The sequence below is a fragment of the Nocardia sp. NPDC004604 genome (assembly GCF_040609795.1).
Taxonomy (GTDB): Bacteria; Actinomycetota; Actinomycetes; order Mycobacteriales; family Mycobacteriaceae; genus Nocardia.
In genome coordinates, this window is the sequence record NZ_JBEXLC010000120.1 from 1 (window position 1) to 21,849 (window position 21,849).

The window sequence follows — 21,849 nt, forward strand, 5'->3', positions numbered from 1 at the left end:
AGGTGTACGAACCCGATCCACTTGCCGCACAAGAGGTTCTGGCCCGCGCCGACGCCGCGGCCGCGACCGCGGCAATCGACTCGGACGCAAGCCGGGCCGCGAACGGACGCTCGTAAGACTCGCTCCGTGGGGGTGACCGGTGCTTGATCGGCGTCCTTCGGGCCGAGCCCACCGGTGTCTTGGTCGGCTAACATGCCTGGCATGAGTTCGGAACTGCTCGTCGATGTCTCCGCGGGCATCGCCGTCCTCACGCTAAACCGACCCGCTCAGCAAAATGCCGTCACCCCGGCCATGGCCGCCGAACTGAGTGCGGCGCTGCAGCGCTGCGATGCCGAAGATGCGATCCGCGCGGTCGTCATCACCGGTACGGCACCCGCTTTCTGCGCGGGTGCCGATCTGTCCAGCCGGGTCGGCGATGTCAGCGCCACCATCGATCCGCCACCGTGGCGGGTGCGCAAACCGGTGATCGCGGCGGTGAACGGCCATGCGGTCGGCATCGGACTGGCGCTGGCCCTGCAATGCGACCTGCGCTACATGGCGCGTGACGCGGTATACGGCCTCAATCAGGTGCGCCGTGGCGTAGTCGCCGACGGCTACGCGCACTGGACGCTGCCGCGGCTGGCCGGTATGGCCAATGCCGCCGACATCATGCTGACCGGCCGCACCTTCGACGGCGAGGAGGCCAAGGCCATGGGCCTGGCCAATGGCTGCCTGCCCGGGGGCGAGGTGTTGCCGACGGCGCTGGCCATCGCCCATGACATCGCGAACGGTGCGGCGCCGCTGCCGGTCGCGCTGTCGAAACGGCTGCTATGGGAGGGCTTGGGCATGAGCCCGGGGATGGTCGGACAGTTGGAAACCGACCTGAACAACCATGTCACCAAGAGCATCGACGGCGGCGAGGCAATGGCGGCCTTCCGAGATCGCCGCCAGCCCAACTGGACCGGCAGTATCAGCGAGGAATGGCCCGCCTGGGACAGCAAGGGCGAACCCGAACATCCCAGCCTGGATTGATCCCTGAAATCTAGGCCCGGCCGCCGATCAGGATCAGCAGGAAGATGATCGCCATACAGACCATCAAAAGCGTGGCGATGACGCCGAGGACGTAACCGACGAGCACCTGAGCGCGGCCACCGTAGCCACCGTGGGATTGCTCGATCTGGTCGAGCGCACGTCTGCCGAGCGCCCAGGCCACCGGCCCCAGCGCGCCGCAGCAGAACAGACTCACCGCGCCGAGCGCCAGCACTGCCGTCGCATGCGGATGCTCGATCGTCTCCTGAGGAGCCTGGTTCGGAATGGCCACGAGTCGAATTCTACGGGGCGCGAGCCGATTTGCCGTCCAACCCGATCCCCCGATTCGCAAACCGAAGCAGCGGTTACGGCCGGGCCGCGCACGCCCTTCCGAGCCGATCGTCATCAAGGGACGTACGCGGTGTGCTCAGATACGGCGTTGACGGGCGATTTCGGAGAGGACGACGCCCGCGGCCACGGAGGCGTTCAGGGATTCGACCGGACCGGCCATGGGGATGCTGAGGATGGAATCGCAGGTCTCGCGGACCAGGCGGGACAGGCCCTTGCCCTCCGAACCCACCACGATCACAGTCGGGATACTGCCGTCGAAATCGTCGAGGGTGGTGTCGCCACCCGCATCGAGGCCGACGATCTGAAAGCCCTGCGACGCCCAATCCTTCAGCGTGCGAGTCAGATTCGTCGCGCGGGCGACCGGAAGCCGGGCCGCGGCACCGGCGCTGGTCCGCCAGGCGACCGCGGTGACACTGGCGCTGCGCCGCTGCGGAATCAGCACGCCCTGGCCACCGAAGGCGGCCACCGAGCGGATCACCGCACCGAGGTTGCGCGGATCGGAGATATTGTCCAACGCGACCAGCAGGGCGGGTTCGGCCGAATTCCGTACCCGCACAACCAGATCATCCGGGTGGGCATACCGGTACGGCGGCACCTGCAATGCCACACCCTGATGCAATCCGTTGGCGCTCAACCGATCCAGATCGGTGCGCGGCACTTCCAGAATGGAGATGCCCGCATCGGCGGCCATTTTCACGCTCTCGGTGAGCCGGTCGTCGTTCTCGGTGCCGACCGCGACGTACAGCGCGGTCGCCGGCACACCGGCACGCAGACATTCGACAACCGGATTGCGGCCGAGCACCATCTCCGGACCGTCGTCGCTCTTGCGCCCGGCCGGACGACCACCGCCGCCGCGCGGGCTCGGCCGACCCTGGGTCGCGGCCTTCGCGTTGGCCGCCGCCCGCTTGGCCGCGGGATGTTTGGTCCTGGCCTCGGCGGGCGGGGTCGCGCCGCGCGGTTCGAGTCCGCGCCTGCGCTGCCCACCGGAGCCGACGACGGCGCCCTTCTTGGAGCCGCCCTTACGGATTGCGCCGCGGCGCTGTGAGTTGCCTGCCATCAGTTCGCCTTTCCACGCTGTACCGCACCCGGCGAATGCTGCGCCGCGCCCAGGGACCATTCCGGCCCCTGTGGGGTATCGGTCACTTCGATTCCGGCGGCCTGTAACCGGTCCCGCACCGCGTCGGCGCTGGCCCAGTCCTTATCGGCGCGCGCCTGCTGGCGGCGCTCGAGTTCGGCGCGCACCAGCACGTCCAATGCGTCCAGCGCGACCGAATTGTCCTGCGGGGTGTACCACTGCGGGTCGAACGGGCAGACGCCGAGGATATTCAGCATGGCCCTGACCTGTCCGGCCAGCTCGACCGCGGTATCGATGGCGCCCGACTCCAGCGCCTTATTGCCCTCGTGTACCACCCGGTGCACCTCGGCCAGGGCCCGCGGAATCGCCAGATCGTCGTCGATCGCCTCGGCGAACGCATCGGTCCACTTGCCGACCGCGATCTCCCCGGCCCGCTCGGCCACCCGGTGTATGAACGCCTCGATCCGCTGGTAGGAGGCCGCGGCGTCGTAGAGCGCCTTATCCGAATACTCCAGCATGGACCGGTAGTGCGCGCTGCCGAGGTAGAACCGAAGTTCAACGGCCCGAACCTTTTTCAGCACATTCGGCACCGAGAGCACATTGCCGAGCGATTTGGACATCTTCTCGCCGCCCATGGTCACCCAGCCGTTGTGCAACCAATACCGCGCGAATCCATCACCGGCCGCCTTGGACTGGGCGATTTCGTTCTCGTGGTGCGGGAAGATCAGATCCATTCCGCCGCAATGGATATCGAATTCGGCGCCGAGGTAGAACTCGGCCATTGCCGAGCATTCCAGATGCCAGCCGGGCCGACCCGGCCCCCACGGCGACGGCCAGGTCGGCTCACCCGGTTTGGCGGCCTTCCACAGCGTGAAGTCACGCGGATCGCGCTTGCCCTCGCCCGCGCTCTCGCCCTGGTGCACGTCATCGAGCCGGTGCCCGGACAGGCTCCCGTATTCCGGATAGCTGACCACATCGAAATAGACATTGCCCGCCGAGGCGTAGGCGTGCCCGCGGTCGATCAACCGCTGCATCAGGTCGACCATCTGGGTGATGTGGCCGGTCGCGCGCGGTTCCGCCGAGGGCGGCAGCACGCCGAGGGTTTGATAGGCCCGGTCGAAGGCGCGCTCATAGGTGGCCGCCCATTCCCACCAGGGGCGACCCGCCTCGGCGGCCTTGGTGAGGATCTTGTCCTCGATATCGGTGACATTGCGGATGAACAACACGTCGTAGTCGTGCGCGAGCAGCCAGCGCCGCAGCACGTCGAACGCGACTCCGCTGCGCACATGGCCGATATGGGGTTCACCCTGCACGGTGGCGCCACACAGGTACACCGAGGCACGGCCGGGGACCAGGGGCGCGAAGTCGCGCATGGTCCGCGTGTCGGTGTCAAAAAGGCGCAGAGTCACGGAAGTCGATCCTAGCTGGTATATAAGGCCGTTCACGGAGCGGCTCGGGTCGGCGGGGGCTGGCTCAGCGACACGCTTGTAGCAGGGCAGTAGCCACCGCGGCCACACCCTCGCCGCGGCCGGTCAACCCGAGGCCGTCGGTTGTGGTGCCCGACACCGAGATCGGGGCGCCGAGCAGTCCGCCGAGTACCTCTTGGGCCTCGGCGCGACGCGGTCCGATTTTCGGCCGATTGCCGATTACCTGGACCGCGGCGTTGACGATTTCGAAGCCGGCCTCGTCAAGGAGCCTACGCACTTCCTTCAGCATGGCCGCGCCGGATACACCTGCCCATTCCGGGCGTCCGGTGCCGAAGACCGCGCCGACATCGCCGAGTCCGGCCGCGGAAAGCAACGCATCGCAGAGCGCGTGCGCGGCGACATCGCCGTCGGAATGTCCGGCGCAGCCGTCGTCACCGTCGAAAAGCAGGCCCGCCATCCAGCACGGCCTGCCCGCTTCGATGGGATGGACATCACTGCCGATGCCGACGCGCATAGTCATGACCGGCCCACCGTCCGTGCGCCGTCGAGTACCGCATTGGCCAGCAGCAGGTCGAGCCGGGTGGTGATCTTGAAAGCCATGGGGTCGCCGGGGATGGTGAGCACCCGGGTGCCGAGCAGTTCGACGAGTCCGGCATCGTCGGTGGCCCGCAGCGTCTCATCGGCGTAGGCCGCGCGCAGCAATTCGGCGGCGAAACCCTGCGGCGTCTGAATGGCACGCAGGCTCGCTCGATCGGGAGTGCCGGTGACGCCGCCATGCGTGTCGACGGACTTGATGGTGTCGACCACGGGCAATGCGGGCACGACGGCGGTGGCACCGGCGCGCAGTTCGGCGACCACCCGGGCGATCAGCTCGGGTGGGGTCAATGCGCGGGCGGCGTCGTGCACCAGGAAATAGGCGGCGTCGGGGGCGGCGGCGATACCCGAACGCACCGAATCGGTGCGCTCGGCGCCGCCGATGACCACACGCACCGACTCCGAGGGCGGCAGCAGGGCAACGGCGCTCTCGACGAGTTCGGCGGGGACGATCACGATGATCCGGTCGACCGCCCCGGAGGCGATCAGGCCGTCGACGGCCAGCCGGACCATAGGTGTGCCGCCGACCGCGACGAACGCTTTGGGTGTCGATTCACCCAGGCGAACGCCACGACCGGCGGCAGGCACCAACGCAACGACGGAACCGTCGCTGTTAGAAACGTTCACGGTCAGGAGGCCGCGGCGAGAACCTCATCGAGGAGCGACTCGGCCTTGCCGTCATCGGTCCCCTCGGCGAGCGCGAGCTCACCGACGAGGATCTGACGGGCCTTGGCCAGCATCCGCTTCTCACCCGCGGACAGGCCGCGGTCCTGCTCTCGACGCCACAGGTCGCGAACGACCTCGGCCACCTTGTTCACATCGCCGGAGGCGAGCTTCTCCAAGTTGGCCTTGTAGCGGCGAGACCAGTTAGTTGGTTCTTCGGTGTGCGGCGCACGCAGCACTTGGAAGACTCGGTCGAGACCCTCCTGGCCGACGACATCTCGCACGCCGACATATTCGGCGTTCTCTGCGGGAACGCGAACAGTCAGGTCACCTTGGGCGACCTTCAGGACCAGATACTCTTTTTGCTCACCCTTGATGGTGCGAGTCTCGATTGCTTCGATCAGCGCCGCTCCGTGGTGGGGGTAAACGACGGTGTCTCCGACCTTAAAAATCATGTGTCCCGTGCCCCTTTCGATGTTCACAGTTTAACATGCGACTCGGTAACGGCGCGATCAACTGTGCAGGTCAGGGCCACAACGAGCCGACCGCCGGGGTTGACAGAACCGGTGCGGTGTGCATTGTGTTGTGCCAGAACGGGTTATCGACCGGCATGCTTACCACACGAGCCGATCGATAAGCCCAGCAGCACCTTGGCAACTCGGCGCGCCGGATAAAACCGTTACCCAACGGATGCGATGCCCCGGAGTGTCCCGACCGCGTAGCCAGAACCCTGCAGAGTGGGTCTCAGGACACCATGGAGCGAGTCTTACGAGCGACCGTTCGCGGGCGCTGCAAATTAGACACGGCCCCGACGTCCGCTCGGCAAGGGCTACTACTACGCTGCCTAGTTATTACTCTCCCTAGCGGAGTGAGCCCGGTCGACATGGAGGGACAACCCGTGACTGCCCTGAAAGCTGTGACCGCCTCGACAGGGGCGCGACGTCGCATGGTTTCGGTTGCCGCGCTCGCCGCCGGAGCGGCGCTCGTGCTGTCCGGCTGCGGTGCAGGCCAGATCTCGCAGACCGCGACCCAGGTCGCCGCGGTCAACGGCAACCACGCCGACATCGACCGGATCTCGCTGCGCAATGTGCACATCGTCTTCCCTGCCGCGGGCAGCGACTACACCAACGCCAAGGGCGGCAAGGCGATCATCGCGCTGTCGATCATCAATAACGGCGAGACCGTCACCGACGAGCTGACCAGCATCAACACCGACCTCGGCACGGTGAAGATCACCCCGCCCGCGGGTGATCCGGCATTCCGTATCGCGCCACAGCAGACCGTCGTCGCGGCCTCGGCCGCGCCGGGCACCGCGGCCAAGTCCGACGAGCACGGTGCGACACCGTCGGCCACCGCCACACCGTCGGCCACCGCGTCGCCGTCCACCACCGCGAAGCCGTCCACCACCGCCAAGGCCGATGAGCACGGCGCCGGTGACAAGGCCACCGCCGACGCGGAGAAGAACCCCGGTCTGATCGAGATCACCGGCCTGACCAGGGATATCACCCCGGGCCTCACCTACCCGGTGACGTTCAACTTCAAGCAGAACGGCACCGTGACGGTCCAGGTCCCGGTCGACGCCGGGCCGCTGGCCGAACGGCACGAGGGCCAGGCCACTGCGAACGAGGGCGAGCACAAGGGCGGACACTGATCCGCCGACCGATCCCCACCTACGGCTGTCGCGCAATCGCGCGGCAGCCGTTTTCATATCTGTCGAGCCCGCTTGGCACTGTCGAGCCCGCTTGTCGGAGATGGTACGTAAGGTGCGCCTGTGGCCAAGACCAAGTCGATCTTCCGATGCTCCGCCTGCCGACACGAGGTCGCCAAGTGGGTGGGCAAATGCCCGGATTGCGGTGCCTGGGGCACCGTCGACGAGGTAGCCGGAGCGGCGGCGACCGCGGCATCGCCGGTCGGGCGGCGGGCGATGTTGCCGAGCATCGCCGCCGCGCCGATCTCGCATATCGATTCGAAGGTCACCAAGGCCAGGCCGACCGGCGTCGAGGAACTGGACCGGGTGCTCGGCGGGGGCATCGTGCCGGGATCGGTCGTGCTGCTCTCCGGTGAGCCGGGGGTCGGCAAGTCGACGCTGTTGTTGGAGGTCGCGCATCGGTGGGCCACCCAGCGCGATGAGAAGTCGCTGTATGTCACCGCGGAGGAATCGGCGGGCCAGGTCCGATTGCGAGCCGACCGGACCGATGCGGTGCACGAAAGGGTCTATCTGGCAGCGGAATCGGATCTGTCGGTGGTGCTCGGCCATGTCGAGCAGGTGCGTCCGACGCTGCTCGTCGTCGACTCGGTGCAGACCATGCTGGTCCCCGAGGTGGACGGCACCATCGGCGGCGTCACCCAGGTGCGCGCGGTGGCTGCCGCACTCACCTCGCTGGCCAAGGCGAGCGGCATCGCGGTGCTGCTGGTCGGACATGTCACCAAGGACGGCAATGTCGCTGGCCCGCGCACGCTGGAACATCTGGTGGATGTGGTGCTGCAGTTCGAGGGCGATAAGAATTCCACGCTGCGCATGGTGCGCGGAATCAAAAACCGCTTCGGCAGCTCCGATGAGGTCGGCTGTTTCGAACTGCACGACGACGGGATCTCCTGCGTCACGGATCCGTCCGGCCTGTTCCTGCACCACCGCACCGATTCGGTGCCGGGCACGGCGGTCACGGTGGCGATGGACGGTAAGCGGCCACTGGTGGCCGAGGTGCAGGGGCTCACCGTGCACACCGAGATCCCGAATCCACGGCGGGCGGTGAGCGGACTCGACTACAACCGGGTCGCGATGGTGCTGGCCGTGCTGCAGAGCCGCGGCCGGGTGTTCCTCGGCAAACACGATGTGTACGCCGCGACGGTGGGCGGTATGCGGCTGCTCGAGCCCGCCGCGGATCTGGCCGTCGCCCTTGCCATCGCCAGCGCCGAACGGGATCAGGCGCTGCCCGTCGGCTGGGTCATCCTCGGTGAGGTCGGCCTGGCGGGCGAGGTGCGGCGGGTCACCGGACTGGAGCGCAGACTGGCCGAGGCGGAACGACTCGGCTTCACCACCGCCCTGGTGCCGCCGGGCCTGGCGCGAACGAAAAACGGCATGAAGGTGCACGAGGTAGCCGACGTCAAATCGGCCATCCGCCTCGCCGGTCTCCGCAAGTCACGCACCACACCTACCGAAACCGCCCCCGACTTCTGAGCCGATAACGGCTGTTGCACAACCTAATTGATCACGCACCGCCGGTAGGTATCACGCACAACCCACACACTGTGCGCGATAACCAGTGGATATGCGGCAGCGCCCTGGGGCGGGGGTCAGGCGATGTTGAAGGGTTCGGCGGCGCTGCGTAGGGAGCCGAGTTGGGCGACTACGGCGTAGGCGCCGGGGGGGACTTGGACACGGTCACCGGCGCAGTTGGGTTGGGAGGTGGAGCCGGACCAGGTGACCATGAAGGCGGCCTGTTCGCCGCGGTTCAGGGTGCGGACGTCGGGGGCGCCGTCCGGGTAGCAGTCGGTGCTCGACCAGAGACGGCGCTGGCCGTCAAGGGTGGTCACCGAGACCTGCTGCAGGCCGGAGCCGACATCGCGGGAGCAGGCCGAGGACGAGATATTGGTGATCACGATGCCGAATACCGGGGTCTCCCCGGTCTTGTAGGTCGGCTGTTCGACGGTCACCTTCACCGCGAGCGACTGGTCCGGGCAGGCGCCAGCGGCGACCGGACTGCTGGCCGGAGCGGCGGCGGTGGTGGTGCCGGAGGGCTTCGCACCGGATTCGCCGGTGGTCGGCGGGGGCGTCGAGGACGCACCCGCTGGCTTACTCGTCGCCGAGGACGTGCTCGTCGCGGCCGCCTTTGTCGTGCCGGGCGAATCGCCGCCGCGCGTGACCGTCAAGACCAACCAGATGACCAGTGCGAGCGCTACGACCAGGATGCCGATGGCGAACGCGCGGCGTCGCCAATAGATCTCCGGAGGCAGCGGTCCATTCGGTTCCAGCACGAAGTCAACGGTAAGGGCACGATCCGGTACAGCGACTCAGGACCCCGGCGTGTCGGATCGGAAAACCCGAGCGCGGCAGGTAAATTCCGCTCGCACGCTGGACCGCTTCGATCGGCCGCGTCAGGCCATCTCGCCGATATTGCCGATGACCCGCTGCAACTTCACCTGACCCTCGGCCAGTTTGTATGTGACACAGGCGATTGCGCACTCACCAGTGGCCACCCGCTGCGAAATGATCATCGACCGCTGCATGAGCAGACGGCTGGTCTCCACCACATGCCTGGCCTCAATCTCGTCGACGGTGGACAGCCCCTCCCGGCGCCCGATCAGAATCGACGGCGTGACCCGCTCGACCAAGCTGCGGATGAATCCGCCGGGCACCTCGCCACCGTCCAGCGCGTCGATGGTGGCCTTCACCGCGCCGCAGCTGTCGTGGCCGAGCACCACGATGAGCGGCACATTCAGCACCTGCACCCCGTACTCGATCGAACCGAGCACCGAGCTGTCCACCACATGCCCCGCGGTGCGCACGACGAACATATCGCCGAGGCCCTGATCGAAGATCAGCTCAGCGGCGACGCGGGAGTCACCGCAGCCGAACAGGATGGCTTGCGGGTGCTGGCCACTGACGAGCTTGGCCCGGTCGGCCGCGCCCTGGCTAGGATGCAGCAGCGTGCCGTTCACGAAGCGCTCATTACCCTCACGAAGGGATTTCCAGGCACTGATCGGGTTGGAATCCGGCATACCGACCATTGTGCACATCGCAGCGGTTACCAGCGAGTTCGGTGCGTTACAGATCGGCAAATATCGACTGTCCGCAGGACAATAGGAACGGTGAGGGCAGTGCTGAAGGGCAGCGCAGCGCACGGGCGTGCAGGCGGGAAACCCAAGATCACGGCGGTAGCCAACCGGGTGGATGCCGACTCGTTGCTGGATTGGTACCGAGCGACCGCGCGGGATCTGCCGTGGCGGCGTGCGGATGTCACCGCCTGGCAGATTCTGATGAGCGAGATCATGTTGCAGCAGACGCCGGTGGTGCGGGTCGAGCCGATCTGGCGGGAGTGGGTGGCGCGCTGGCCGGTGCCCTCCGCGATGGCGGCCTCGTCGCAGGCCGAGGTGCTGCGCGCCTGGGGCAAGCTCGGCTATCCGCGCCGGGCGCTGCGGCTGCACGAATGCGCCAAGGTGCTCGCCGAGGTACACGGCGACGAGGTGCCGACCGATGTCGAGGTGCTACTGGGTCTGCCCGGCATCGGCGCGTATACGGCGCGGGCGGTGGCCTGCTTCGCCTATGGGCAGCGAGTTCCGGTGGTGGACACCAATGTTCGGCGAGTGGTCGCGCGCGCAGTGCACGGGCGGGCGGAGGCGGGTAATCCGTCCGCGCGCGATCTGCCCGAAACCGAGGCATTGCTGCCGCGCCGAATCGACCATGCCGCAGTGTTTTCCGCCGCGCTGATGGAACTGGGCGCCACGGTGTGCACGGCCCGCACGCCCGACTGCGCGCGTTGTCCGCTGCCGGAATGCGCGTGGGTTGCCGCGGGCAGGCCGGTATCCGAGGTGGTTCGCAAGACGCAGAAATACGAGGGCACCGATCGCCAGGCGCGCGGCCGCCTGCTCGACGTACTACGCGACGCGACCGGCCCCGTCGAGCGAATTCGCCTGGACCTGGCCTGGACTCGCGATCCGGGCCAACGCGACCGCGCCCTGGACTCACTGCTCGTGGACGGCCTGATCGAGCAGACGCCCGACGGTCTGTTCGCCCTGGCGGGGGAAGGCGACCCCACTCGCGCCTGACCTCGTCGGCCAGCCAACACCCCTTTCGACCACCGCGATCACCGCGACCATCGCGCCGAAGTCGCTCGGCATCTTCGCCGCGGAACGGGGCCGAATCTGCACGTCTTCCAGTGCGCGGGAGTGACTAGGGGTCGAGGACTCTGCGGAGGAACTGCTCGACTTCGGCGCGGTAGCGCTCGGGTTGATCGTCGTGGACCAGATGGCCGGAGTTCGGAACGCGAACGTAGACCGCGTCGGAGTGGACCGCGGCCATCTCCCCCATCTGGCCCTCCGGGGTGATGGTGAATTCGCCTTCGATCAGCAGGACCGGGGCTTTGACCGCGCGCCACTGGGCCCAGAAGTCGCGAGTGCCCCATTCCTCGGAGATATCGCGGAAGGTCGAGACCGAGCCGTGCAGGCGGTAGCCGTCCGGGCCGTGGTCGAAGGATTTGAGGAAGTAGCGTCCGGCAACCGGACCGAAATAGTCCAGGACCGCGCGCTCATCCGGAAACGGCTGCGGCCAGGCTTCGATCATGGCCGCCCAGTTCTCGGCGGTGCGGCCGCGGAAATCAGGGGCGATGTCCTCGACGACGAGTGCACGCACCCGCTCCGGATACTGCGCGGCGAACACCCAGCCGTGCAGCCCGCCCATCGAATGCCCGATCACCACCATCGGTTCGGAAATCTCGGCGGTCGCCGAAGCGAGGTCGTCGATGAAGGCCTCGGTGTTCAATTCGGCGGGCGCGGGACGGCCGTGTCCCGCGGCGTCGAAGGTGTAGACGTGGCCGTATGCCCGCAGCCAGTCCAGCTGATCGCGCCAGGTGCGGGCGCTGCCCATCAGTCCGTGCAGCAGCAGGATCGGCACCCCTGCTCCGCCTTCGTCGTGCAACACTGTGTCATTTTGCAGCGCCTTTGGCACTGCGTGTGCACGGCCCCCTAATGGTCAGCATCGCGTAGCGATTCGATGAGGGGTGGTGGTCGGGTGACGGGTGGGCCTCGCGTCCGACCGGTCGAGACCTTTGGTGCGTGCGCTTCGACGACTGGGCCGCGAGACGAGCCGCGAACAGGGTCACTTGTAAGACTCACTACATCGGAGTCACCTGAAGGCGGGCAGTTCGGCGCTGCATGTACACCTGCCCAGCAGCCAAGCCGCGTGCCTGCGCCGCACGCGCATCGACGACTCGGCCGAGTTCAATGGCCGCTCCTTCCCGGATGCGAGGCGGCGCGAACGGGGTCGCTCGTAAGACTCGCTTCCCTAGTGGCAGAGTCGCGCGTCGACGCGCCAGCGCATGCGCTGCGGGGTGGCCGAATGGGGCAGACGTATGGTCGAAGCCATGGCTGTTGTGAAGATCAATGCGATCGAGGTTCCAGAGGGCGCCGGCCCCGAGTTGGAGAAGCGGTTCGCCCATCGCGCGCACGCGGTCGAGGGCTCGCCCGGATTCCTCGGCTTCCAGTTGCTGCGGCCGGTGGCCGGGGAGAACCGGTACTTCGTTGTGACCCAGTGGGATTCGGAGGAGTCGTTCGCGGCATGGCGCGACGGACCCGCGCGGGAGGCGCATGCGGGCGAGCGGCAGAAGCCGGTTTCGACGGGCGCATCGCTGCTCGAGTTCGAGGTCGTGCTGGACGTCGCGGGCAAGTCCGCATCCTGAAATCCGCTGGCCAGCACCGGCGCGCGACGCGCCCCACCGCGTGGTGGGCAAGGCGCGGTTGTGTTGACGGCGGATGCGGCCGGATGCGACAGTTTGAATGACAAACGCGAGGGTGACGCGGTAATTCGGTGAGATTCCGAAGCGGTCGCGCCACTGTGTTCTTGCACCGAGTCCTTGGTGCCGGAAAGCCAGACACCGGCACCTTCGCATCACCAACTCACGGGACGCGCATCCCTAGGAGGACTCGAATGGCTATCGCGCATTCACCGAGTCGGGCCACCGATTCGCTCGGCACGCTGCTCATCGCAGTGGGCGTCGTTCTACTCGCACTGCTCACCCTGTACCTGGTCGGCTTCGACCAGGGTGTCATCTCGCGCAGCGGGATGTACCTGCACGAGCTGATGCACGATGGACGTCACCTGCTCGGTGTGCCGTGCCATTGATCGGTTCGCTCAAGACCCTGCTGCTCCGTGGCCTGCTGGCCGGTCTTATCGCCGGTCTGCTGGCCGCGACAGTGGGCTATTTCGTCGGCGAGCCCAAAATCGAGGCCGCCATTGCCATCGAAGAGGCCGCTACCGCCAAGGAGAAGGCCGCCGACCACGCTCAGGAACCGGCCGGGCATACCCACGGTGACGAGGAGGAGCCGCTGGTCAGCCGGTCCGGACAGCAGGCGGGGCAATTCTTGGCGCTCGGACTTGCCGGGCTCGCACTCGGGGCCATATTCGGATCGGTCGCGTATTTCGCACGCAGGTACTCCACACTGTCGGGGCCGAAGCTCGCGCTCGGGCTGGCACTGGCCGGTTGGGCCGCGATCGTGGCGGTGCCGTTCTTCAAGTACCCGGCCAATCCACCCGCCGTCGGCGATCCGGACACCATCAACCAGCGGACCCTGCTGTGGTTGGCGGCGGTGCTGCTCGGTCTGGCCGCGGTCGGCATCGGGGTGTACGTCTACAAACTGCTTGCCGCGCAACTCGATACGCTCCGGCTGATCGCGGGGGTCGGTGCGTTCGTCCTGATCGTCGTGCTGGGCTACATTCTGCTGCCGGGCATCAATGAGGTGACCGACGACTTCCCGGCCGCGCTGCTGTGGCAGTTCCGTGCGGCGTCGCTCGGCGAGACGGCCACGCTGTGGGCCTGCCTCGGCCTCGGTTTCGCGGCACTCACCGAATTCGCCACGCGCGGTAGCACTCCGGTACGAGAGCCGGTCACTACCGCAGGCTGATCCGGAATTCGGATTGCCAAGGGCAGTGTCGGTGTCATGACCGGCACTGCCTTTTCCATACGGCCACGCACCCACCCACCGCGCTCGGTTTCCGTCGCATTCATCGGGCTCGTCATCGCATTGCTGTGCGGTGTCGGCGAGGCCATAACCTACACCGCCGTGCAATTGGACCGGACGAATTCCGATATCGGCTCTCTCACAACAGGTCTGGCCGTTCGTGGCGTCATATATCTAGTGGTGCTCGGGGTCGCCGTCCACATGGCGCGCGGCGCCCGCTGGGCCAGGATCGTGCTCACCTTCGGCATCGGCGTGATCGGCATGGCCTCGCTGATCATCGAGCCGCTGGCGGCCACGTTATCCGCCAGGGAAATCGGCGACCTGTTCGATAACCTCACCGCTGCCGCGGTGATCACCGGAATCTTCCGTACCGCGCACATCCTGGCCGTCCTGGTGGCCATCCCCGCAATGTACCGGCCGAGTGCCCGTCGATACTTCCGCTCCTGAGCCGTGTGCGTGGTCAGTGCCAGCCGGGACGGACCAGGCCGGATTCGTAGGCCATGACCACCAATTGGGTGCGGTCTCGGGCGTCCAGCTTCATCAGAATGCGGCTGACATGGGTGCGGGCGGTGGCGGGGCTCATGAACAGGCGTTCGCCGATTTCGGCATTGGTAAGGCCCTCGGCGACCAGGGTCATGACCTCGCGTTCGCGGTCGGTGAGTTCGGTGAAGGCGGCCGGTGGCGGCTGTTTGGCATGGGCGGAGAATTCGGCGATGAGGCGGCGGGTGACGCCGGGTGAGAGCAGGGCGTCACCGGCGGCCACCACTCGGATGGCGCGGACCAGGTCGGCGGGTTCGGTGTGCTTGACCAGGAAACCGGTCGCACCGGCGCGCATTGCCTCGAAGACGTACTCGTCGAGTTCGAAGGTGGTCAGTACTACGACCTTCACCCCGGCGAGCTTCGGATCCTCGGCGATCATGCGGGTGGCGGCGAGGCCGTCCAGAACCGGCATTCGGATATCCATCAGGACCACATCCGGGATCAGACTGCGACTCATCCGGACGGCCTGTTCACCGTTATCGGCCTCGCCGACCACCTCGATACCGTCCTGCGCCTCGAGCAGCGCGACGAATCCGCCGCGCACCAGAGCCTGATCGTCGGCGACCACTACCCGAATCCCACCCGCCTCCTTGTTCATTGCGCCTCCTCCGGAGCCCCCACCCGGGACGGTAGCCGGGCCACCACCCGGAACCCGCCGCTCGGCCGCGGACCCGCGATGAGCTGGCCGCCGAGGGCATGTGCGCGCTCGCGCATGCCGAGAATGCCATTGCCCCCGCTCGTTCCGGACTTCGATTGTGGCGTGCTGGCGCGGGCATTGTCGATGGTGATCTCGACCGAATCGGCGGCATAGCGCACGGTCACCGCGGCCGGAGCGCCCGGCGCGTGCCGGACCACATTGGTCAGCGATTCCTGAATGATGCGCGCCGCCGCCACATCGACGACGCTCGGCAATTTGTGGGCGGTGCCGATAATGCGGGTGTCGACGGTGAGACCGGCGGCGCGGGCGCGCTGCAGCAGTGCGTCCAGATCCTCGATGCTCGGTGCGGGGCTGCGCGGGGCGGGCGGCCGCGCTTCGGCGGCACCGTTGATGTGGACAGTCGAATTGTCTTGGGCCCGTTCGGAATCACGGTGTCCGATCGCGGATTCGGACGCGCGTTCGGCGCCGGATTCGCGCACGTCCTGCGCGTCCGGCGGCGAGCTGCCGTTGCGGATCGAATGCAAGAGCGTATGCACCTCGGCCAGTGCGTCCTTACTCGCCGTCTTGATCGCTGCCAGCGCCGATCGGGCCTGCTGCGGCTTCTTGTCGAACAGCTCGAGTGCCACCGAGGACTGCACATTGATCAGCGAAAGACTGTGTGCCAGTACGTCGTGCAGCTCACGCGCGATGGCAAGGCGCTCCTCGCTGGCCCGCCGTTCGCGCTGCGCCTCCGCATCGCGGCGCGCCGCCTCGGCGCGCTGCCTGCGCGCCACCAGCACCGCCTGGCGCTGACGAATCCCCTCCGCGATCGCGACGAGCACACCGAGCCAGGCGATCATCCCGAATGCCAGCCACGGATTCGCGGGATGTCCGACGATCGCGGGCAGCGGCCAGACCAGTGCGAGATAGCCGATCGGGGCGAGCGGATATGTCCACCAGCGTGATCCGACGATCGCGGCGGAGATGAACGCGATCACCAGCGAAACGAAGATCGGACCATAGCCGTAGCCGCGCAATAGGTACACCACGCAGGACGCGATCGTCACGAGCAGCACCGGCAGCGGATACGAACGCCGCAGCAGCAATGCGACCGGCCCGACGAGCAACAACACATAGCCGAGTGCGTCGATCGTGTGCACTCCGGTCTGACGCAGGTTGGCATTGCGGCCCCCACCGAGCTGGATCACCGCGACGACGAGCGCGAGGACCCAGTCCTGCACGACCGGACCACGTTTCGATTCCCCTGGCGCTGTCACACTTGCAGCCTATTAGCCCGACCCCGCTGAGACGTCCATCGCGCTACGTATGCTCCCCCGCCTCCCCGAATATTCGGCCCGCCGTTGGTGCCCCGACAGTCGCGTCGCGGGCCGACGGCCGAGGTGACAGCCAGTTTCTGCGCGTTCGGCGACGGTCGCCCGGGTACTCACGAAATCAGTCGTCGCGTCCGATATCACGGTGCTTCGTAGGCCGCGGTACGTAGGTCGAACGTCGCCGCGCGACGGATGTGTCGGCCCTGGTCGGAAGCGGATTCTCGGTGCATGACAGATTCCATCGTGGTCACCGCGGGGTTGACCAAACGCTACGGCACCCACACCGCCGTCGACGGCGTCCATATGACTGTCGCACCCGGCGAGATCTACGGCTTCCTCGGCCCGAACGGGGCGGGAAAAACGACCACGCTGCGCATGCTGGTCGGATTGATCCGCCCCAGCGCCGGTACCGCCACCGTGCTCGGACACCCGCCCGGCGATCCGGCGGTGGTTCGTCGCATCGGCGTCCTCATCGAGGGTCCCGGCTTCTATCCCTATCTCACCGGTCGCGATAACCTGCGGGTGCTCGCGAAGTACCGCGGCCTCGACGGTGCCGACGTGGCGGAGGCGCTGGACCGCGTCGGCCTCGCCAACCGTGCCGACGATAAATTCCGCACCTACTCCCTCGGTATGAAGCAGCGCCTCGGCGTCGGCGCGACCCTGCTCGGCGGCCCCGATCTGCTGATCCTGGATGAGCCGACCAATGGCCTCGACCCACAGGGCATGGCCGAAATGCGCGAACTCATCACGACTCTCGCTGGGGACGGACATACCGTCCTGCTGTCCAGCCATATGTTGAGCGAAGTGCAGGAGATCTGCCATCGCATCGGGGTGATCTCCGGCGGCAAGCTGCTCACCGAGTCCACGGTCACCGAATTGCGCGGCGCCTCTTCACTTTTGCTGCGAGCCGAACCACTGGAGGTGGCATTCCCCGCGGTGCGCCGGGTGGTCGGCGAGCGCTCGGCATTGTTGACCGCGGGCGGTATTCGGATCGAGGCCGGTGCGGCCACCGCCCCTGCGGTCGCGCGCGCGGTCGTCGAATCGGGCGCGGATCTGCTGGAACTGCGGACCGATGAAAAGTCCCTGGAGGAAGTGTTCTTCGAAATGACCCAACTGGAGCCGGTGAAATGAATGGGCAGGCAATGAAAGATCTGCTGGCGAGCACGAAGGCGGAAATGCTGCGACTGCGCAAGTGGCCAGCGTTCTGGATCATTCTCGGCACCTGGATTCTGCTGAATCTCACGTTCGCCTATCTGTTCAATTATCTCGCCTACACCTCCGGCGATATGCGGACAATGTCGAATGGTGTGCCGAAAGACGTCCTGCTGCACCAGATGTTGCCCGCGGCGGTGCCCGAGGTATTCACCCAGGGCATGGCGATGTTCGGTGGTGCGTTGATGCTCATTCTCGGCGCGCTGACCATTGGCAGCGGATACGGCTGGGGTACTTGGAAAACCGTGCTCACCCAGGGGCCGTCGCGGACCAATGCGATCAGCGGCGCGCTGATCGGCCTGGCGCTCACGGTTATCGCGCTGGTATCCGTCGCGTTCGTGGTGGATCTCGGGGTCGCCTCGATCATCGCGATGACCCGATCACAGTCGCTCGCACTGCCGGACCTCGGCCAGGCGGTGAACGGAATCATCACCGGCACAGCGATTCTCGGGATGTGGACGTTGACGGGCGCACTGATCGGGGCGATCGCCCGCGGTCCGGCGCTGGCCGTCGGCCTCGGCCTGGTCTGGGTGCTGGTCGTGGAGAACCTGCTGCGCGGTGTCGCGGCCATCTTCAGCCCGCTCGAGGTGCTCACCGATCATCTGCCCGGGACCGCGGCGGGTTCGATGGCCGGGGCGATGCGGACCGTGGACGGGCCATCGACACCGGGGGTGCTCGATATCCTGTCGCGGACCCAGTCGCTCATTGCGCTGGTGGCGTATGCGGCACTCTTCGCGGCGACCACGATGTGGCTGGTGCACCGGCGCGATTTGGTCTGATCCACCAGGCACCGAAACCCGTTGGCGGACAACAGTTCGTCAGCGGTTTTCGCGGTTTCCGGGGCGATCGGAAAGCACGGAATGGGCCAGCTCGGTCAGTGCCGCGGTGATCTGGGCGGCACTGAGGCCACGCCCGCGCTGATGCTGGTAGACCTCGGCGGCCAGCGGCGCGAGCAGCGGATCGACCATGGCATCCGGTTCCTCGATGCCCCCGGCCACCAGCAGTGACCGGATATGCAAAAACCAGAAGCTATACGCGCCGGTCGCGAATCGCGCACCACCGGTCTCCGCGCCGAGCACCAAATCCGCATGCCCGTCCAGTAATTCGACCATCGCGGCATAGAAGGCGGCGAGCCGTTCAGCTGGTGGGGCACCGGGGCCGAGCGGCGGATCACCGCGCAGCAGCTTCTCCTGCAGGGCGCGTTCGTGTTCGTCGAGCAGTGCGACCGCGATCGAATTCTTATCCGGATAGCGGCGATACAGCGTGCCACGCCCGACCCCGGCCGCCTTGGCGATGTCATCCATCGTCACGGTGCGCGGGTCCCGAGTGGCGAACAGTTCGGCGGCAGCGGCGAGCACCTTGGCCCGGTTGCGGGCCGCATCCGCCCGCTCGGTCGGCGGCGCGGTCGAATGCCCGCCGAGCAGGTCCGTATCGCTGGTCATGACCCCGACTGTACTCGACATCCGAAGTAAGTGGACAGAATGTCCAGTTGCAGCTAAAGTCAACCCGTCATCAACTGGACACAATGTCCAGTTAGTTCCGTCGTCACAGAAGAGGCCGATCATGAGCACGTTGTTGCATCTGGATGCCAGCGCCCGGCGCCGTTCCATCAGCCGGGAACTGAGCGCCGAATTCGCCGAGGCTTGGCGCGCCGCGAATCCCGACGGCGGCTATATCTACCGCGACCTGGCAGCCGAGCCCGTACCCTTCATCGACGAGGCATGGACCGAACTGTGCGACGCCGTCCTCGCCCAGCCCGCGACCGATCTGGACCGCCTCGCCGAATTGGTCCACACACCGGAACAGTCCGCCGCCTGGTCGATCGTGCAACCACTGCTGGCCGAGCTGCTGGCCGCCGACGTGATCCTGATCGGCACCCCGATGTACAACTACTCGATCCCGGCCGCGCTCAAGGCCTGGCTGGACCAGGTGACCTTCCCGCGAATGTCATTGGGCGACAGACAATTCGTCGTCACCACCGCACGCGGCGGGTCCTACGCGCCCGGCGCACCGAAGGCGGCCTTCGACTATCAGGAGCGCTATCTGCGCGACTTCTTCGCTGGCCATTTCGCCGTCACCGACACCGTATTCGTCAATGCGGAACTCGCCAATGCCCGACAGGACCCGGCGCTGGCGCATTTGCGCGGCAAACACGACGATTCCCTGTCCGCCGCAATGGAATCCGCGCGCAAGCTGGCCGGCCGCTAGCGACGGCTCGAAAGGATCGGAATACCGATGAATTGGATTGTTCTCGGCGTCGCCGGACTGGTGGAGATCATCTGGTCGCAGAGCATCAAGCCGACCGAGAATTTCACCCGCCTGGTCCCCACCGTCATCTGCTTCGTACTCGGCGCCGTCGCGGTGTACCTGCTGTCGCGGGCCATGCAGACGCTGCCCGTCGGCACCGCATATGCGATCTTCACCGGAATCGGCGCGGTCGGGGCCATCGGCCTCGGCGTGGTGGTCAATAAGGATCCGCTGAGCGCGGGTCGCCTGCTATCGCTATCGCTGATCCTCGGCGGCATCGTGCTCGCGCGCGTCACCAATCCGGAATGAGGACGCGCGGCGGTACAGTCCGAACCATGGTCGAACCGGTGCGGGTACCCGATCTGTCCTCGCGGCCCTATGGGCTCGAGGTCGAGCGCGCGATGGCCGCGCCGCCGCCTGTGCTCTACCGCGCCTGGACCGAACGGTTCGACCAGTGGTTCGCGGCCCCCGGCTCGGTGCTCATGCGCCCCACCGTGAACGAGCCGTTCTTCTTCGAAACCGAATATGAGGGCATGCGCAGCCCGCACTATGGACGGTTCCTGCGCCTGGTCCCGGACCACTTGGCCGAACTGACCTGGGTGACCGGTGCCGGCGGCACCGAGGGGACCGAGACCGTGGTGACGATCGAATTCACGCCGAAGGATTCCGGCACCCGACTTCGCCTGGCACATGCGGGATTTGCCGACGAGGCCGCCCGCGACCGGCATGCACAGGCCTGGCCGATGGTCCTCGAACAACTCGACCAGCGCACCGCGGAACCGGCCGAGCGGTAAGCCCACACGGGCTGGAGCCTTCGAACCCGTCGCAGGCGCGGCGAGGGTAGGTTCGTCTGCGAATCGTGATTCACACATTGTCGAAAGGACTGTGATGCCCACACGTACCGCGCGCACCGCTTGGACCGGCGGCCTTCAGGACGGTTCCGGCCAGGTCGAGCTGGCCAGTTCCGGTGTCGGTAAGTACGACGTCTCCTTCCCCAAGCGCGCCGCCGACGATGCCGATGGCACCACCAGCCCCGAGGAACTGATCGCGGCCGCCCACTCCTCCTGCTTCGCCATGGCCCTTTCGGCGCAGATCGCCAATGCGGGTGGCACTCCCGAGACCCTTGACGTCACCGCCGACGTGACCCTCGGCCCGGACCCCGATGGCGGTTTCCGCATCAACGCCATCAAACTGACCGTACGCGGCCGGGTCTCCGGCCTGGACGCCGACGGTTTCGCCGCCGCCGCGGCCGCCGCCAAGGCGGGCTGCCCGGTCAGCAAGGCCCTCGCCGGAGTGGACAACATCACCCTCGACGCCGCCCTCGCCTGACTTCCCGGCTCCTCGCACATCGCATAAGGTGTGCGAGGAGCCCAGTGGCTATGCGAGGCCGTCCATTTCCCGCGTCTGTATACCCCTCGCGGCAGCCGAATACCCCGGATGGCGGGGTGCTGCTGCGACCAACGGTGCGCAGTCGAGTCGCTGACCGTTGTCACCGGACGACGCCAGCAACGTCCTGGCCAACTGTGCCCTACGCGCCGTGCCGCCGACCCGCAAACAATGGGCATATCCAGCGTCGACGGCGCTTCCCAACCCAACGCATACGCGTACAGGCGTAGGACGAATATCGTCGGCAGGCCGATGTCCGGCAGGCGGTGTCCGGAGCAGGGTTGGGGCATGAACATTTTCACACAACCCCAGGCCATGACCTTTTTGGCCGATCACTATGACGACCGCTGGCATCCCTGGCCGTTCTTCTGGATCTTTCCATTGCTGTTCTGGATCACCTTCATTGTGATTGTCGTCTTCGCGCGGCGGCGGTTCTGGGGACACCGGAGCGGAATCGATGCGCTGCGTACCGCATTCGCCCGCGGTGAGATCACCGAGGACCAATATCGGAGCCGACTCGCGGTACTTCGCGAACGCGTAGGCAAGCCGCGCGGGGAAAGTCCCACGACTTGAGCCACAAGTGTTTTCGCCGAAGGCCGTACCCGCCGCCCCAGTCCCATGAGCGGCGGGCATCGCGACGAACGTTTGCCCAATAGATATCGGCCGCCAGCACACCGTCGTCATTCGAACCAATGATCATTCGAC

Annotated in this window: 27 protein-coding genes and 1 riboswitch; of the genes, 15 read left to right on the forward strand and 12 right to left on the reverse strand. The window is 66.7% G+C overall.

Annotated features, from left to right (window positions below):
* Positions 1–201 precede the first annotated feature (201 nt).
* Positions 202–1,011, forward strand: a complete 810-nt coding sequence (locus tag ABZW16_RS32610; protein ID WP_354959938.1) for an enoyl-CoA hydratase-related protein — start codon at positions 202–204, stop codon at positions 1,009–1,011.
* Between the two features lie 10 nt (positions 1,012–1,021).
* Here ABZW16_RS32610 and ABZW16_RS32615 read toward each other — a convergent pair whose 3' ends face one another.
* The 6 genes from ABZW16_RS32615 to carD all read right to left on the reverse strand — a co-directional run bounded on the left by ABZW16_RS32615 (position 1,022) and on the right by carD (position 5,573).
* Positions 1,022–1,300, reverse strand: a complete 279-nt coding sequence (locus tag ABZW16_RS32615) for a DUF4190 domain-containing protein (RefSeq protein WP_354959939.1) — start codon at positions 1,298–1,300, stop codon at positions 1,022–1,024.
* A gap of 135 nt (positions 1,301–1,435) precedes the next feature.
* Entirely contained in the window at positions 1,436–2,416 is a 981-nt protein-coding gene (gene rlmB, locus ABZW16_RS32620) for a 23S rRNA (guanosine(2251)-2'-O)-methyltransferase RlmB (protein WP_354959940.1), read from the reverse strand.
* On the reverse strand, positions 2,416–3,843 hold the full coding sequence (gene cysS, locus ABZW16_RS32625) for a cysteine--tRNA ligase (RefSeq protein WP_354959941.1): 1,428 nt from the start codon (positions 3,841–3,843) through the stop codon (positions 2,416–2,418). Before cysS ends, rlmB begins: the two co-directional genes overlap by 1 nt.
* A gap of 64 nt (positions 3,844–3,907) precedes the next feature.
* Positions 3,908–4,375: a 2-C-methyl-D-erythritol 2,4-cyclodiphosphate synthase gene (ispF, locus tag ABZW16_RS32630; protein WP_354959966.1), complete on the reverse strand. Its 468-nt coding sequence runs from the start codon at positions 4,373–4,375 to the stop codon at positions 3,908–3,910.
* 2 nt (positions 4,376–4,377) lie between these two features.
* A complete protein-coding gene (ispD, locus tag ABZW16_RS32635) occupies positions 4,378–5,082 on the reverse strand; it encodes a 2-C-methyl-D-erythritol 4-phosphate cytidylyltransferase (RefSeq protein ID WP_354959942.1) in 705 nt (234 codons plus the stop codon).
* A 2-nt stretch (positions 5,083–5,084) separates the two neighbouring features.
* Positions 5,085–5,573 carry an RNA polymerase-binding transcription factor CarD gene (gene carD / locus ABZW16_RS32640; protein ID WP_354959943.1) on the reverse strand — a complete coding sequence of 163 codons (489 nt, stop codon included), beginning with the start codon at positions 5,571–5,573 and terminating at the stop codon, positions 5,085–5,087.
* A 443-nt stretch (positions 5,574–6,016) separates the two neighbouring features.
* Here carD and ABZW16_RS32645 point away from each other — a divergent pair, with 443 nt between their 5' ends.
* Positions 6,017–6,769: a hypothetical protein gene (locus tag ABZW16_RS32645; RefSeq protein ID WP_354959944.1), complete on the forward strand. Its 753-nt coding sequence runs from the start codon at positions 6,017–6,019 to the stop codon at positions 6,767–6,769.
* A 120-nt stretch (positions 6,770–6,889) separates the two neighbouring features.
* Positions 6,890–8,296: a DNA repair protein RadA gene (gene radA / locus ABZW16_RS32650; protein ID WP_354959945.1), complete on the forward strand. Its 1,407-nt coding sequence runs from the start codon at positions 6,890–6,892 to the stop codon at positions 8,294–8,296.
* Between the two features lie 116 nt (positions 8,297–8,412).
* Here the strand turns inward: radA and ABZW16_RS32655 are convergent, their stop codons facing one another.
* Positions 8,413–9,093, reverse strand: coding sequence for a hypothetical protein (locus ABZW16_RS32655; protein ID WP_354959946.1), 681 nt, complete (start codon positions 9,091–9,093; stop codon positions 8,413–8,415).
* A gap of 120 nt (positions 9,094–9,213) precedes the next feature.
* A complete protein-coding gene (locus ABZW16_RS32660) occupies positions 9,214–9,837 on the reverse strand; it encodes a carbonic anhydrase (protein ID WP_354959947.1) in 624 nt (207 codons plus the stop codon).
* 147 nt (positions 9,838–9,984) lie between these two features.
* Between ABZW16_RS32660 and ABZW16_RS32665 the strand changes: the two genes are divergently transcribed.
* Positions 9,985–10,884, forward strand: coding sequence for an A/G-specific adenine glycosylase (locus ABZW16_RS32665; protein ID WP_354959967.1), 900 nt, complete (start codon positions 9,985–9,987; stop codon positions 10,882–10,884).
* A gap of 124 nt (positions 10,885–11,008) precedes the next feature.
* Here the strand turns inward: ABZW16_RS32665 and ABZW16_RS32670 are convergent, their stop codons facing one another.
* A complete protein-coding gene (locus ABZW16_RS32670; protein ID WP_354959948.1) occupies positions 11,009–11,755 on the reverse strand; it encodes an alpha/beta hydrolase in 747 nt (248 codons plus the stop codon).
* A 442-nt stretch (positions 11,756–12,197) separates the two neighbouring features.
* On the opposite strand from ABZW16_RS32670, the gene mhuD reads away from it, so the two are divergent.
* From mhuD to ABZW16_RS32690, 4 genes are all read left to right on the forward strand, one after another.
* On the forward strand, positions 12,198–12,512 hold the full coding sequence (gene mhuD, locus ABZW16_RS32675; RefSeq protein ID WP_330250962.1) for a mycobilin-forming heme oxygenase MhuD: 315 nt from the start codon (positions 12,198–12,200) through the stop codon (positions 12,510–12,512).
* Between the two features lie 56 nt (positions 12,513–12,568).
* A riboswitch (cobalamin riboswitch) is annotated at positions 12,569–12,731 on the forward strand.
* Between the two features lie 29 nt (positions 12,732–12,760).
* Positions 12,761–12,955, forward strand: coding sequence for a CbtB-domain containing protein (locus tag ABZW16_RS32680; protein ID WP_040686176.1), 195 nt, complete (start codon positions 12,761–12,763; stop codon positions 12,953–12,955).
* Positions 12,946–13,734 carry a CbtA family protein gene (locus tag ABZW16_RS32685; RefSeq protein ID WP_354959949.1) on the forward strand — a complete coding sequence of 263 codons (789 nt, stop codon included), beginning with the start codon at positions 12,946–12,948 and terminating at the stop codon, positions 13,732–13,734. Before ABZW16_RS32680 ends, ABZW16_RS32685 begins: the two co-directional genes overlap by 10 nt.
* A 36-nt stretch (positions 13,735–13,770) precedes the next feature.
* Positions 13,771–14,238 carry a hypothetical protein gene (locus ABZW16_RS32690; protein WP_354959950.1) on the forward strand — a complete coding sequence of 156 codons (468 nt, stop codon included), beginning with the start codon at positions 13,771–13,773 and terminating at the stop codon, positions 14,236–14,238.
* 13 nt (positions 14,239–14,251) lie between these two features.
* Here the strand turns inward: ABZW16_RS32690 and ABZW16_RS32695 are convergent, their stop codons facing one another.
* Together ABZW16_RS32695 and ABZW16_RS32700 are read right to left on the reverse strand one after the other, a co-directional pair.
* The gene (locus ABZW16_RS32695) at positions 14,252–14,929 is read right to left on the reverse strand and encodes a response regulator transcription factor (RefSeq protein ID WP_354959951.1); all 678 of its coding nucleotides are present in this window, start codon (positions 14,927–14,929) and stop codon (positions 14,252–14,254) included.
* Positions 14,926–16,245: a histidine kinase gene (locus tag ABZW16_RS32700; protein ID WP_354959952.1), complete on the reverse strand. Its 1,320-nt coding sequence runs from the start codon at positions 16,243–16,245 to the stop codon at positions 14,926–14,928. The genes ABZW16_RS32695 and ABZW16_RS32700 overlap by 4 nt, the downstream gene beginning before the upstream one ends.
* Positions 16,246–16,527: 282 nt before the next feature.
* Between ABZW16_RS32700 and ABZW16_RS32705 the strand changes: the two genes are divergently transcribed.
* Both ABZW16_RS32705 and ABZW16_RS32710 read left to right on the forward strand, forming a co-directional pair.
* Complete coding sequence (locus tag ABZW16_RS32705; protein ID WP_354959953.1) at positions 16,528–17,430, forward strand: ABC transporter ATP-binding protein; 903 nt, start codon at positions 16,528–16,530, stop codon at positions 17,428–17,430.
* Between the two features lie 11 nt (positions 17,431–17,441).
* Positions 17,442–18,290, forward strand: coding sequence for an ABC transporter permease (locus ABZW16_RS32710; RefSeq protein WP_354959954.1), 849 nt, complete (start codon positions 17,442–17,444; stop codon positions 18,288–18,290).
* Positions 18,291–18,329: 39 nt separating this feature from the next.
* Here ABZW16_RS32710 and ABZW16_RS32715 read toward each other — a convergent pair whose 3' ends face one another.
* Positions 18,330–18,953 (reverse strand): helix-turn-helix domain-containing protein, encoded by a 624-nt coding sequence (locus ABZW16_RS32715; protein ID WP_354959955.1) that lies wholly within the window; start codon positions 18,951–18,953, stop codon positions 18,330–18,332.
* Positions 18,954–19,074: 121 nt separating this feature from the next.
* On the opposite strand from ABZW16_RS32715, the gene ABZW16_RS32720 reads away from it, so the two are divergent.
* From ABZW16_RS32720 to ABZW16_RS32740, 5 genes are all read left to right on the forward strand, one after another.
* Positions 19,075–19,719 (forward strand): NAD(P)H-dependent oxidoreductase, encoded by a 645-nt coding sequence (locus ABZW16_RS32720; RefSeq protein WP_354959956.1) that lies wholly within the window; start codon positions 19,075–19,077, stop codon positions 19,717–19,719.
* 27 nt (positions 19,720–19,746) lie between these two features.
* On the forward strand, positions 19,747–20,067 hold the full coding sequence (locus ABZW16_RS32725) for a multidrug efflux SMR transporter (RefSeq protein ID WP_354959957.1): 321 nt from the start codon (positions 19,747–19,749) through the stop codon (positions 20,065–20,067).
* Between the two features lie 26 nt (positions 20,068–20,093).
* Positions 20,094–20,552, forward strand: coding sequence for an SRPBCC domain-containing protein (locus ABZW16_RS32730; protein ID WP_354959958.1), 459 nt, complete (start codon positions 20,094–20,096; stop codon positions 20,550–20,552).
* Between the two features lie 94 nt (positions 20,553–20,646).
* Positions 20,647–21,087 (forward strand): OsmC family peroxiredoxin, encoded by a 441-nt coding sequence (locus tag ABZW16_RS32735; RefSeq protein ID WP_354959959.1) that lies wholly within the window; start codon positions 20,647–20,649, stop codon positions 21,085–21,087.
* Positions 21,088–21,432: 345 nt separating this feature from the next.
* Positions 21,433–21,717, forward strand: coding sequence for a hypothetical protein (locus ABZW16_RS32740; RefSeq protein ID WP_354959960.1), 285 nt, complete (start codon positions 21,433–21,435; stop codon positions 21,715–21,717).
* Positions 21,718–21,849: the final 132 nt, after the last annotated feature.

Bases quoted from the DNA above. Each gene is read 5' to 3' on its own strand.
- ABZW16_RS32715 (WP_354959955.1), bottom strand. From the start codon at position 18,953: ATGACCAGCGATACGGACCTGCTCGGCGGGCATTCGACCGCGCCGCCG.
- ABZW16_RS32720 (WP_354959956.1), top strand. From the start codon at position 19,075: ATGAGCACGTTGTTGCATCTGGATGCCAGCGCCCGGCGCCGTTCCATC.
- ispF (WP_354959966.1), bottom strand. From the start codon at position 4,375: ATGCGCGTCGGCATCGGCAGTGATGTCCATCCCATCGAAGCGGGCAGG.
- mhuD (WP_330250962.1), top strand. From the start codon at position 12,198: ATGGCTGTTGTGAAGATCAATGCGATCGAGGTTCCAGAGGGCGCCGGC.
- ABZW16_RS32725 (WP_354959957.1), top strand. From the start codon at position 19,747: ATGAATTGGATTGTTCTCGGCGTCGCCGGACTGGTGGAGATCATCTGG.
- ABZW16_RS32690 (WP_354959950.1), top strand. From the start codon at position 13,771: ATGACCGGCACTGCCTTTTCCATACGGCCACGCACCCACCCACCGCGC.
- ABZW16_RS32705 (WP_354959953.1), top strand. From the start codon at position 16,528: ATGACAGATTCCATCGTGGTCACCGCGGGGTTGACCAAACGCTACGGC.
- ABZW16_RS32680 (WP_040686176.1), top strand. From the start codon at position 12,761: ATGGCTATCGCGCATTCACCGAGTCGGGCCACCGATTCGCTCGGCACG.
- ABZW16_RS32695 (WP_354959951.1), bottom strand. From the start codon at position 14,929: ATGAACAAGGAGGCGGGTGGGATTCGGGTAGTGGTCGCCGACGATCAG.
- ABZW16_RS32710 (WP_354959954.1), top strand. From the start codon at position 17,442: ATGAAAGATCTGCTGGCGAGCACGAAGGCGGAAATGCTGCGACTGCGC.
- rlmB (WP_354959940.1), bottom strand. From the start codon at position 2,416: ATGGCAGGCAACTCACAGCGCCGCGGCGCAATCCGTAAGGGCGGCTCC.
- ABZW16_RS32660 (WP_354959947.1), bottom strand. From the start codon at position 9,837: ATGCCGGATTCCAACCCGATCAGTGCCTGGAAATCCCTTCGTGAGGGT.
- ABZW16_RS32610 (WP_354959938.1), top strand. From the start codon at position 202: ATGAGTTCGGAACTGCTCGTCGATGTCTCCGCGGGCATCGCCGTCCTC.
- carD (WP_354959943.1), bottom strand. From the start codon at position 5,573: ATGATTTTTAAGGTCGGAGACACCGTCGTTTACCCCCACCACGGAGCG.
- ABZW16_RS32730 (WP_354959958.1), top strand. From the start codon at position 20,094: ATGGTCGAACCGGTGCGGGTACCCGATCTGTCCTCGCGGCCCTATGGG.
- ABZW16_RS32740 (WP_354959960.1), top strand. From the start codon at position 21,433: ATGAACATTTTCACACAACCCCAGGCCATGACCTTTTTGGCCGATCAC.
- ABZW16_RS32735 (WP_354959959.1), top strand. From the start codon at position 20,647: ATGCCCACACGTACCGCGCGCACCGCTTGGACCGGCGGCCTTCAGGAC.